This window comes from Roseofilum sp. (assembly GCF_982964205.1).
Map to the genome: position 1 here is coordinate 1 of NZ_CEZBFX010000154.1, position 9,985 is coordinate 9,985.

Below are 9,985 nucleotides of genomic sequence, written 5' to 3' on the forward strand. Positions count from 1 at the left end.
GCTCTCGTTCCCCAGTAGGGGGTTTGGGGGACTAGTCCCCCAAAGAGATCTCGCAATCAAGCCCAACCCATCATCATTGTTCCTTCTCCCCTTATCCCGAACTCAGGTTACAGTCGGAAAAGATTCTCTCATCTCCCCATGCTTTTTTTGGGGAGAATTCCACAGTCCTACCTTTTTGAAGGAGGATGGAAATGTACCTCGAAAAGCAATGAATAAAGATGCCCTAAATTATTCCTTAAATAGACTCAGTTGTTGGTAGCGATCGCTCTCCGACTCCTCTACTTTAGTTAGATCGGGAAGCGTCAACGGGATGCGCGGATAGATTTGGCGATCGCTGCGATCGCGCTCTAACCATTGCTGAAAAACCTGTTCTCTGGGATCATGGGGACAGACTAAGCCATAGATGCGTAGGCGTTTTTGCGAACCCTTAAGACTGGTGCAACGTTGATATTCTAGACTATAGCCTAAGAGGTTAATGAAACGGCGCATAATCATAATTCCAGAGGAATTTTTCGCTAGTCCAATACCGAAGAGAGATCGCACTTCCTGACGGTTCGAGAGCGCAAGGTCCTGTAACTGCTGTAAATCGATATCAGTATTCATAAAGACTTGCTCTGGATCGGCAATTAAACCGGGAATACCTAAAAGTTCCATCGCACCAATCTTTGACCCCAATTGAGAGCCATTGAAATCGGGTAAAAAGAGACCTCCTGTGCGCCGTGAGAGCAATTCCCGCGCCATAGCCGTATCGCGATCGGCTAAATAGGGACGGCCGACGGTGAGAAAATAATGATACTGCAATTGCTCGTACCAGCCGCGATCGTCTAAACTGACTAACTCTGGAGTCACGGGAATTCCATACTTTTGCCACAATTCCTGATGGCGAGATCGGTGTCGTCGATCGGGGGTTTGACTACTGCGATGGCACAACTCTTGCGGTGAAATTACGGAACTTAGTTGAACCGTGGAATGGGCGATCGCTTCACATTCTGCCTGATAATTTTGCGCCAATACGCGATCGATCGTGGTCTTTAAGCTCGGTTCGCTCTCTTCTTCTGGCGCTTGCGTTTGCTCTACTGCGGGTTGACAAACATGACCTTCAGCCATTAATCCGCCGATCGCCGCTTCGCGATACCGCGCCATTCCCCCATTAAACCGTACTGCCAATTTGGCCCAAGTCATGAGGGACTCTGCTTGAAATCCTAAGTCTAAACCATCCAACTGGGTAAAATCTGACTGTTGCAACAGGCGAATATTCATCTGGGTTAACCGATGTTCGCAACTGAGTAAACTGGCAAGGGAGGTAGATCCATTTCCGACCCGATTAAAGCCATAGGGAGCCACCCAGAGATATCGAGGTACAGTTTCCCTGACTCGTGACAGAGCTTGGCGGACAGAGTTCTCGGCTTGGATGCCTTGGGCGATCGCCCAAACCGAAGTAAAATGACCCCGAAGATCGATACTCACCCCCGTTTCAATGGCTGGAGAAGCCAAAACCCCATCATACCGACTCAAAAGCTCATCTAAACTCTGGCCGCGATCCATACAACCATAAGCGGGATGAGTTGGATCGGACAACGTTTCCGAATCAATGCGCAAAAACCGATGCTCAGGAAATCGCTGCTGTAGATAGCTCTCTAGGGTAATAGTCCCCCACTTACTGCCCCGTTTCTGAGCCGATAAACAGACCATCGGCCGTCCCCCAGCCGCAATATGATGGGCTAAATCTTGGACTAGGCGCTCTGGGGTTTTATCCTCATAGCTATACACCCGCCAAGCCTCTTGAGCGCTCGGTTTCCAGGTGTTTTCCACCACCGCTACATCCGGGTCAATTCCAGAGAGGGCAATCAAATAATCTAGGGCAATATCACTTAAGTCTGCATCGGCTATCCAAACTTGACCGCTGCCCCCTAAAACGTTTTGGATTAAGGTTTTCAAGGTATTGAGAATAGCCACCCGGTGACGACGACAGGTGCTGGAGTTTAACCCATGCCACAGTACTTGCTCGATTTCATCAATCACCACCAGGGCATTTTGCCACTCTTGGGGATTAAACTGGGCGCGGGAGTTGGGATGCAGCGAGTCAATGCACAGCACTACCCCCGGATCTGGAGAGGCTTCGCCCGCGAGCGTTGGAAGACCAAACCGAGTGGCTAAAGATTCTACCAATTGCACTCGATGACTGATGACAAGGACGGGTTGTCCTGCGCGTTTGGCTTGATTAACGATGGTTTCGAGCAGTTGGGTTTTCCCGGTTCCTTTCGCAGATTTGAGCGCTACCAGTTGGGCGCTTTCCGGTAGGGGAAGAGTTGCCGGAAAATAGCGGTCATTGAGGGTGAGGGTGCGGGGATAGGTGAGCTGTTGGGTGATGGTGGCTTTCCAGCGCTCAAAGGGGATGGCTTGGCTGTAGGCTTGGTGAAAGCGGGCTGAACTTTGGCTGGCGATCAGATCGTCTACTCCTTTTCCCCATTCTGGGTTCCAGGTGACGATCTTGACTTGACATCCGGCTTGTTGCAGGAGATACCCCATGCGGCGAATGGCGGTTTGAACGGCGCGTAGGGTTTGGGGTTTGGTGTCTTGGTCGAAGACCATATATATGGGTCGGTTGGCAGCGATAAAGGGTTGCAGTTCAGGGATAAGATGGGGATGACCGATGCGCCGACCTTGGTTATTTTTGGGGATACGATAGCCACTATGGATACCGGGAAGGGCGATCGCCCCATAGCCTGCGGTGAGCAGAGCGCCAGCTTTTTTGGCTCCTTCGGTAATGCACAGGGGAAGGCTGGGATTCTCTTTTACCCACTGCCAAAAGCCCAGATCTGAGTGTTCGGGCTGGATCTGTTCGGGGGTGAGGGGGACGTTTCCCCGGTTGGCAATGGTTTGCCAGATGGACTGGGTAACCCGCAGGGCAAAGAGTCGGGTGGGGGTTTTGGGGGGATGTTCGTATTTGATCGGTTTGCCGTCTGCATATCTCGGTTGAGCAGGTTTGAAGCATCCCCAGTCCTCATCTTCTCCGGTAATGGGGTTAATGCCGGAACACCACCATCCCCCTTGCTTAAGATGTTGATAGCGTTGCATAATGGTAGCTCGCAACCGGCCATCTTTGCGGCGGGGCAGGTCATCTGCGTACAGGAGATAGTCGTAGGGGGTTTGTCCTTCGAGGGGGATGACATTCAGGGTGGTAAGCTGGCGATCGACTCCACTGGCTTCCCATTCAAGTAGGTGGTTCACGGCGGTTGCGTTGGCTTGACTAGAGGTAGGGGTATTTATCGTAAACCACACTATCTGTAGTTGGCAAGTCAGTTAACGAAGATTCATGACTCTAGATATAGGGGACGTTTGGCGATCGCCATAGAGAAAGGCAGCGAGCAAGATGCTCACACTCCTCTATGACCTCATTTTTAGCTGTGTCACGGCACTACTGCTATGGTGAATATGGGGGCAATGAATCGATATTTCCTAAAGCAAAATTCAGCATTTCTTCCCCCTGAGATACCAGTTGTTCCACATCAGTTTCTGAAATATCGAGTTCGGTGTGGTAATCAGCTCTTAATCGGATTCTTTCCGCATCAATGAGATAGCGATGTAGCTCAACCGGAATGCGATTAGTGCGAGCAAATATCCTACCAAAAGCGGCGATAACTGCTGAATGTTTAGAGTAGGACAACCCCTCGCCTTCTAAAAATGCTGTGGCAATGTAAAACATAGCGTAGTAAGTGCGCGATGCCGCAAAATCGGGAAAACCTGTACGGTTTAACTCTCTGGCAGCTTGTAGACTGCGATTCGCTTTTTCCAGCAATTTTTGCTGTTCTGGTGTCATAGGGGTATTCCTTCTCGGCGGATGTTACGAAAGAAGCTATTGTTATACTCTTGGAATTGGCGACTACTGGCTAAAGCACAGCTTATCAAGGTATTATGTTCTAAGCATAAATCGGCAATAGTTTTGCTGATTCTGTTGCTCTCTTCAGAATATTGAAAGTCTTGTTTCAGAATGATTAAAATATCGATATCTGAGTCAGATTCTGCATCCTCTCTTGCTTGAGAACCATAGAGAATAATTTGGTCAATTTGCTGACCATATAGGGTTTTCAGTTCTTGACAGGTTTGGCTTAAGATAGTGTTAAGAGTTTCTTTGGTCATCTTTGATTTCAACCGGCGATCTTTCCAAGTGTTTATCATTACCGTGCAAAGCGCTATAGTGTTTAATCACGGGTTCTAGAATCAACTGGAGGTGTTTAGAGTCTAGAGATTTTTGAATAAAGCCCCGTTTTCTTAAAGAGTAAATGGTGGCTAAAAGATTGAGGTCTGAGGGAAATGGTTCTGAAGGAAGGTTAGACAGATCGCTGATGTACTCTTGATGAGCTAAGTAGGATAATAGAGATTTTTCAGAAGCAGATAAACGCTCATAATGGTCTCTGATAATAAGTTCTATATCGCCTAAAAATAGCTGAGAATAAGATAGGAATTGGACGACACTACCATTAAATAGGTCTTGGATCGTAGCAGCAATAATGTTAAGCCATGAAGGATTTTGACTGTAGCGGTTGATGAGTTCTAACCATTGCTCTGGATCGTTTAATCCTCTATTTTGTAAAATCTCTTGCGCTAGTTCGATAGAACCGGATAACAGGAGACTATGACAAGGACGATTTTCGGCTTCTAGGGTGGCTATTTCTGGGGGTTGTTCCCAACTGAGGAGCAGTACGCAACTGTTGTGGGGCGATCGCCCAATATCTTGCAGCAGTTTACCATAATTTTGGTATTCGGGTAGGTAACGCCCAACGAGTTCACCGGGAGTGAGGGTTTCCTGGAAGTCATCCAGGATAATGAAGCAACGGTGCGATCGCAAGTAGTCTAGTAGTGAGCGATGTTCGGTTGCTTCTCCTTGGGAGAGGAACTGGGTTAAGTGGGTTGTGAGGGCATTAAGATGGGGAAAGGTGCGATGACTGTACCAGATGAGGCGATCGAAATGCGCTGCTATCTCGTCTACCAGTTGGGTTGCAAGGGCTGTTTTGCCCATCCCCGATAACCCATAGATGCTGATAATGGCGCTATTTTCGTTGAGTATCCAGTGTTTGAGCGTGTTGAGTTCCTCTGTACGGTACGGATAGAGGCGATCGTATTTGGGGATGTGGGTGCGATCGTGTATTTTTTCCCGTTGATTGATTATAGAGTTTAATTCCTTTTTTCCAGTTTCATCAAAATTCAATTGTTCTCCACAAAGATTGATATTGTATGAAACATGATTACTATTACTAATATGTGCATCGTTAGCAATATAGTATCTTTGCATTGCAGCACGCAAATTTGACTTATTAACTTTCTCCTCCAACTCTTCCGATAAAAACTTGTACAACTCACCCGCCACCCTCTTCACATTCGCTTCCGTACAATGATATTCCTCCGCTATTTCCCGATACCTCTGGTTATTCCACACCCCCGTCAACACTACCTGCTCCAGATTATTCAAATGCGATCCCGTTTTCGCCAGCATTAGCTCATCAGCCCAGTCAACAATTTTTTCGACATCCATTACGAACTTAACACATAGACTTTTGTATATTTTAGTTTATTTATAGCTCTTTGGCAACTTTTTTTGACTAAATTAGACTTTTATCTTACCAAAAAAAGACAACTTTGTGACGGAAATTATATTCTATATTAGTCTTTTTTTGACTTGCAAAAAAATGGATAAAGTTTACCATAATAAAATTGAAGTATTAAATAAAACTAGATCCTAGTTTAGGATTCGATAGACTATGCATTACATTGCAGTAGCTGAGAATGCACATGATTCTTGTATCACAATTGCCAATGATTGCAATATTATTTTACATTTAGAGGTAGAACGATTTTTTAACCACAAGCGCTACAAATTTAATAAAAGTGCTACATTGTTTTCCATGATTTCTCTGCTTATTCATAAACTTAAAATAAATGATAATATTACATTTATCATTAGCAGACATAATGGAGAAAAACTATATCCTGAAATCATTGAATACATTTATAGAAATTTTCCCAAATCACAGATAGAAGAAGTGCAACATCTAGATTGCCATGCATCCTTCTGCTACCTTACCGATTTTGATGACGCGTTAGTTTTAGCAATGGATGGTGGTGGAGACTATCGAATACCCCTACATAAAGCAAACTCTTTTGTCTATCATTACAAAGGCAAGAACTTAAAGTTGATAGGCTCTCCATTTAATCAAGGTTTTGATGGATTTGATGGTAAGCTGTGGGCAATCATTGCTTACAAACTATTTAATGATGTCAATGCTGCTGGCAAAGTCATGGGTTTAGCAGCATATGGTGAATTTAGCGAAAAATATAAAGAGGTATTTTTAAATGATAAGTTTGCTCATTTAGGATGGGTATTTGATCGGGAGTCTTTAGATAGGCTTTGTAGTTATTTAGATGTTCAAACCCCACATGATGCAGCTTCTCTAGCTTTTACACTGCAAAAAATGTATACCGAAAACCTAATTAGTACACTACAAAATTATAGACATTACTCAGATAATTTGGTTCTAACAGGAGGATGTGCGTTAAATGTGATCGCTAATAGTAAGCTAGGCGAAGCATTAGGATACAAAAATATTTATGTCCCATCTTGTCCAGGGGATGAAGGACAGTCTCTAGGGGCATTATTATACCACTTTGGTTCTCAAAACAAAAAAATACCTATCACTAACCTTCCGTATTTGGGTCGGGGAATTGAAAATAGTCCTATTTCTGATTCAATTTATAAAAAACTAACTGAACTAATGCTAAATGGCAAAGTTGTTGCTTGGCATATGGGACGCTCTGAAACTGGCCCTAGAGCGCTAGGACATAGAAGCTTATTAGCCATTCCAACGACAATGGAATTAAAAACTATTGTTAGTGAAAAAATAAAAAAAAGGGAATGGTTTTGACCGGTTGCACCAGTTGTGTTAGAAGAGTATGCTTCGGACTGGTTTGATGTCCAATATAGTTCTCCTTATATGTCATTTACCGCCAAAGCTAAACCCAAAACCAAAGAACTTGCTCCTGCAATAGTTCATGCAGACGGTACAAGCCGTATTCAAACTTTATCTCGATCCCATAATCCTGAACTACATGAGTTGATTTCAAGAATCTATGAAATCAATGGAATCCCTATCCTTATGAATACTTCATTAAATTGTGCTGGTTTTCCTATTTGTGATACAGAAGAACATAGTCAAAACTTCTTTGTTTCTACAGATGTTCATATCTTGAATATTAATGGCAAGGTTTATATCAAATAACTAATCTAAATTTTTGAGGGGACTAGAAACTCAATGAAAAAAATACTGATCTATGCTGCTCCTTTTTCTTACGGGCCAACAGGAAAAGCTTTATCTTTAGCAAGTCACTTAAAAGATGATTACAATATTGATTTTGTTGCTTATGATACTAGCTGGGAACTAATTGCCTTAGATGGCATGAGTATTTCAAAACAAAGCCAGCTTATCCCACTAGAGAATTTAGATGATCAAACACTGTTACAATATTCTTTGATTATAAGCTGTAGTGATTTAAGTTTAGCATTAAGAGCTAAAAGCTTAGGAATCAAATCAGTTATGTTTGACTCTGTTTTTTGGTGGCGCTCCCCTAATATAGAAGATATGATTTCCATAGATGCTTATATAGTTCAGGATTTTTTGGGTGTTGACCATGAAATTAAATTACTTGGCAAACAGCCTTCTAATCTTTATAAGGTAGGTGCAGTATTTAGAAAGAACATCGATCAAATCGAGAATAGATCTAATTCCAACAAGCAAATACTTATCAATTATGGTGGTATTGAGTCACCATATATTAAAGTTCCTAAAAATTCAAAATATCCTTTCATGATTACAGACTCTTTATCACAGTTATTCACAGATAAATCAGAATTTAAATTTATTGTAACCGGCAAAAATCATATAATGCAAGCATTGGCTAATAGATACAAAAATTATGGGAACGTTCGATTTGAAACTCTAGAACATCATATTTTTCTGTCCTGTATTGCAAGTAGTGATTTAGTAATTACAACACCAGGAATTGAAACTTTTTATGAAACTGTTTACTTTGGAAAAAGATCTGTACTACTACTGCCACATAACTCTACCCAATATTTACAACTTCTGGCGTTGATAGATGCAGGAATTGAAAGTCCTGTATGTACTTATAATTATTATGGTAAAAACTATACATACAAACGACATATTAATGAATCTGAAGAAGTCAAAGCTGTGCTTAAAAATTTTAACGATATTTATTCTTATCCGCTACATTTAAATAAATACATAGACAACTTATACCAATTAATTGAAAATAGATTGATTGAGCCTGATATTTATGAAATCAATAAACAACAATATTTAAAAAATATTGGAACCAATGGTGGCCAATCAATTGTGAAAATTGTTGAAGAGCTAATTAACTAAGATTTTAGTTCAATCAGGAAATTTTATGAAAATTTTATTGACAATGCATATGCCTTATTTGCCTCCATTAGGCGGAGCGAATAAGACTATCCGATATTTAGCTGAGGAATTAGCATTACGAAAGCATTCAGTAGTCGTTATTGTACCTGCTTTCGGAGACCCTCCGGGTGGCGTGACAAAAGATCAATTTTTCAATGAGCAACAAAAACTTAGTATCTGTTCTCATCTCAATCAAGGAGCATATATATTTTCTCTTAATTATGTCCAAGTTCATGCTGTAGCAGATACCATAAATCTTAGTGATTATTTAAATAATGAAATACAGAAATTTCAGCCTGACTACATAATAGTTACGACTGAGGATACTACACAAGAACTACTAAAAACGTCTCTAAATCTTAAAAAATATCCTGTGATTTGTTTGGCACAGACACCATCATTATTACCCTTTGGTTCTCATTCTTTCTATCCAGATAGACGAAAAACATCTGTGTTAAAACAAGCAGATGTATTTATAGTTAATAGCTACTTTCTGTCTAATTATGTTCGTCGGTGTGTCGATATTAAAGTAATTCCTATCTATTTACCTGCTTATGGCAAACCACCCTTTCCAAATTTTGCTAATTTTGAAAAGGGTTTTATAACCTTGGTTAATCCATGTGACTTTAAGGGAATTTCAATATTTATAAAACTAGCCAATCAATTTCCTGATTTAAAATTTGCAGGTGTTCCAACATGGGGAACAACTGATCGTGAACTATCTCTCCTTCAAGCAAATTCAAATGTTTCTATACTTCAACCATCTTCTGATATCAACAAAATCTTATCTAAAACTCGTATTTTATTAGTTCCTTCACTATGGCTTGAAAATATCCCACTGGTTATCATTGAGGCAATGCTTAGAGGTATTCCTGTTATTTATAGTCAAGTTGGAGGAATTGAAGAAATTAATCTAGGAACTGGTTTTATACTACCAGTGAATCCAATTACCAAAGTTACTCATGGTTTCAAGCAAAATCAAACTATGATTCCGGTTGTACCCACTCAAAATATTAAACCTTGGTCTGACGCTATTATTCAACTTACTTCAAGTAGAGAATTATACTATAGTCAATCTCAATTGGTCAGAATTAGAGCTAATAATTTTATTGATTCAATTAAAATTGAAAATCTTGAAAATCTCCTAAATTCACTTGATTAAGTCCGATTTTTTTCTAACGTTTGCAAGGTTTTTATATCCTCTTCAAATTCTTCAACATCATAATCAATACAAATACCGCGACTAGCAATTTCTTTCTGAAATTCTAACAAGTGCATTCCGGCTAAATGACGCGCTTTGCCTATACTAATTCTATCTTGTTGGAAGAGCATAATCGCAATTTCCAGCTTCAACTGTGCTTCAGACATTTCAGAAGCTTGGAGAATATCATCTGGAATGAGAACAGCCATGTTTTAATTATCCCGTGAATGGTTTAGACTCGATCGTAGCTTACAGCGCTTCGCGCTGTAATGAGGTACAATATAAGGTGAAGAAATGTGATAGG

Annotated in this window: 7 protein-coding genes and 1 pseudogene; 3 read left to right on the plus strand and 5 right to left on the minus strand. The window is 41.2% G+C overall.

The features are described from left to right. Positions 1-228: 228 nt before the first annotated feature. The 4 genes from AC3A14_RS22745 to AC3A14_RS22760 form a co-directional block, all read right to left on the minus strand. Positions 229-3,231 carry a plasmid replication protein, CyRepA1 family gene (locus AC3A14_RS22745; protein ID WP_487779172.1) on the minus strand — a complete coding sequence of 1,001 codons (3,003 nt, stop codon included), beginning with the start codon at positions 3,229-3,231 and terminating at the stop codon, positions 229-231. Between the two features lie 193 nt (positions 3,232-3,424). Further along, on the minus strand, positions 3,425-3,820 hold the full coding sequence (locus AC3A14_RS22750; RefSeq protein ID WP_487779173.1) for a HEPN domain-containing protein: 396 nt from the start codon (positions 3,818-3,820) through the stop codon (positions 3,425-3,427). Beyond that, the gene (locus AC3A14_RS22755) at positions 3,817-4,140 is read right to left on the minus strand and encodes a nucleotidyltransferase domain-containing protein (protein WP_487779174.1); all 324 of its coding nucleotides are present in this window, start codon (positions 4,138-4,140) and stop codon (positions 3,817-3,819) included. The genes AC3A14_RS22750 and AC3A14_RS22755 overlap by 4 nt, the downstream gene beginning before the upstream one ends. Further along, a complete protein-coding gene (locus AC3A14_RS22760) occupies positions 4,121-5,533 on the minus strand; it encodes a helix-turn-helix domain-containing protein (protein ID WP_487779175.1) in 1,413 nt (470 codons plus the stop codon). The genes AC3A14_RS22755 and AC3A14_RS22760 overlap by 20 nt, the downstream gene beginning before the upstream one ends. Before the next feature lie 370 nt (positions 5,534-5,903). Here AC3A14_RS22760 and AC3A14_RS22765 point away from each other — a divergent pair. The 3 genes and pseudogenes from AC3A14_RS22765 (at position 5,904) to AC3A14_RS22775 (ending at position 9,642) form a co-directional block, all read left to right on the plus strand. Beyond that, a pseudogene (locus AC3A14_RS22765) lies at positions 5,904-7,274 on the plus strand (carbamoyltransferase C-terminal domain-containing protein). 33 nt (positions 7,275-7,307) lie between these two features. Next, positions 7,308-8,441, plus strand: a complete 1,134-nt coding sequence (locus AC3A14_RS22770; protein WP_487779176.1) for a glycosyltransferase family protein — start codon at positions 7,308-7,310, stop codon at positions 8,439-8,441. A gap of 25 nt (positions 8,442-8,466) precedes the next feature. Next, entirely contained in the window at positions 8,467-9,642 is a 1,176-nt protein-coding gene (locus AC3A14_RS22775; RefSeq protein WP_487779177.1) for a glycosyltransferase family 4 protein, read from the plus strand. On the opposite strand, the gene AC3A14_RS22780 is transcribed toward AC3A14_RS22775, so the two are convergent. Beyond that, entirely contained in the window at positions 9,639-9,890 is a 252-nt protein-coding gene (locus AC3A14_RS22780) for a UPF0175 family protein (RefSeq protein ID WP_487779178.1), read from the minus strand. The genes AC3A14_RS22775 and AC3A14_RS22780 overlap by 4 nt on opposite strands. Positions 9,891-9,985: the final 95 nt, after the last annotated feature.